The 1,690-nt window shown below is 74.0% G+C and carries 2 protein-coding genes; one reads left to right on the top strand and one right to left on the bottom strand.

Going from position 1 to position 1,690, the window contains the following annotated elements:
• Positions 1-14: 14 nt before the first annotated feature.
• Positions 15-1,004 carry a glucosyl-3-phosphoglycerate synthase gene (locus G6030_RS10680; protein ID WP_182643110.1) on the bottom strand — a complete coding sequence of 330 codons (990 nt, stop codon included), beginning with the start codon at positions 1,002-1,004 and terminating at the stop codon, positions 15-17.
• 81 nt (positions 1,005-1,085) lie between these two features.
• Between G6030_RS10680 and G6030_RS10675 the strand changes: the two genes are divergently transcribed.
• On the top strand, positions 1,086-1,690 hold a 605-nt coding region (locus G6030_RS10675; RefSeq protein ID WP_182643109.1), incomplete at its 3' end, for an acyl-CoA dehydrogenase family protein.

The following is a 1,690-nucleotide window of genomic DNA, read 5'->3' as shown; positions in this document are numbered from 1 at the left end:
GGACGGGCGGGCGGCTACGACCCGCGCACGTCGCGCATCGGTGGGCGTTCGCCGGGGGCGACCCGGACGGTCTCGGCGCGGAACGCACCGCCGTCGGGATCGCGCCGGTGCAGGGTCAGGGTGTCGCCGGGGGCGTCGGCGCCGGTCACGCGTCCGTGGCGCCGCAGCCGGCTCAGGATCGTCAGGTGCTGGTGCATGGCCATCACGGACAGCGCGGAGTCGGGGGAGTGGCGGTGCACCCGTCGCCCCAGGTCCACCTGGGCGAGCGCGTCCAGGCCGTACGTCTCGTAGAGGTCCACGAGGATGCCGATGTCGACGCCGTACGCGCCGGCGAAGGGGATCGACTCGAGCGCCTCGCGCGTCCCCGCGTACTCGCCGGCGAGCGGCTGGACGAATCCGCCGAGGTCGGGCCAGTGGGTGGCGATCAGGGGCCGGGCGACGAGTTCGGTGACGCGGCCGCCGCCGGCGGGCAGGACGGTACGGCCGTCGTCGAGGGGCCGGTCGTAGGCGCCCTTGCTGAACACGACGCCGGGTTCGGTGAGCAACGGCCCGAGCAGTCCGGTCGCGAACGCGGGGTCGAAGTCGCGCAGGTCGGAGTCGAGGAACGCGATGATGTCACCGTCGGTGGCGGCGAGCGACTTCCACAGCGCCTCGCCCTTGCCGGGCACGTCGCCCAAGCCGGGGAGGACCTCGCCCTGGGCGACGACTCGGGCGCCGGCGGAGCGCGCCACCTGCGCGGTGGCGTCGGTGGAGTGGGAGTCGACGACGACGAGCTCGTCGATCAACGGCACGCCCTGCACGAGCTCGGAGTGCAGGGCGGCGACGATCGCACCGACGGTCGACTGCTCGTCGCGGGCGGGCAGCACGACCGAGATGCGGCGGCCCGCCTTGGCCGCGACGAGGTCGCCGGGGCGGAAGTCGGCCGCGCGGTAGGTTCGTCGCGCCGACCAGGCACGAACCGGGTCCGCCCGGTCGGCGAGGGTCGTCGGCGAATGCTCGGTCACGTCCGCGATCCTGCCAGAGCCGGGGCCGTGGGGGTCTCGCGCGCCCGGGCCCGGGCGGGAGCGGTGTGCCACGATGCACGTATGGACTTCTCCCCGTCGCCGCGCGCCGCCGAGCTCACCGCCGCGGTCCGCGAGTTCATCGACGCCCACATCGCCCCGGTCGAATCGGACATCCACGCGGACATCGCCCGCCGCCGCCTGTCCGGGCAGGACCCGTGGGCGGTGGACCCGCGGGTCGGGGAACTCCAGGCGCTCGCGCGCGAGCAGGGACTGTGGAACCTCTTCCTGCCGGCCGGCCACGAGGGCCCCTACGCGGAGCGCTACGGCACGCGGGGCGGCACGGGCCTGAGCAACACCGACTACGCCCCGGTCGCGGAGGAGATGGGCCGCTCGTTCCTCGCGCCGCTGGTGTTCAACTGCAACGCCCCGGACACGGGGAACATGGAGGTCCTGCTCAAGTACGGCTCGCAGGAGCAGAAGGACCGCTGGCTGGACCCGCTGCTGGCCGGGGAGATCCGCAGCGCGTTCCTCATGACCGAGCCCGCCGTGGCCTCCTCGGACGCCTCGAACATGGCGGCCACGGCGCGCATCGAGGGCGACGAGGTGGTGCTCGACGGCCGCAAGTGGTGGTCCACGGGCGTCGGACACCCCGACTGCAAGGTGGGCATCTTCATGGGCGTGTCCGA

Origin of the sequence: Dietzia sp. E1 (genome assembly GCF_014145015.1) — a bacterium.
Classification (GTDB): Bacteria; Actinomycetota; Actinomycetes; order Mycobacteriales; family Mycobacteriaceae; genus Dietzia; species Dietzia cinnamea_A.
Note: the sequence above shows the minus strand (reverse complement) of the source record. Positions and strands in the feature narration are given on the sequence as shown.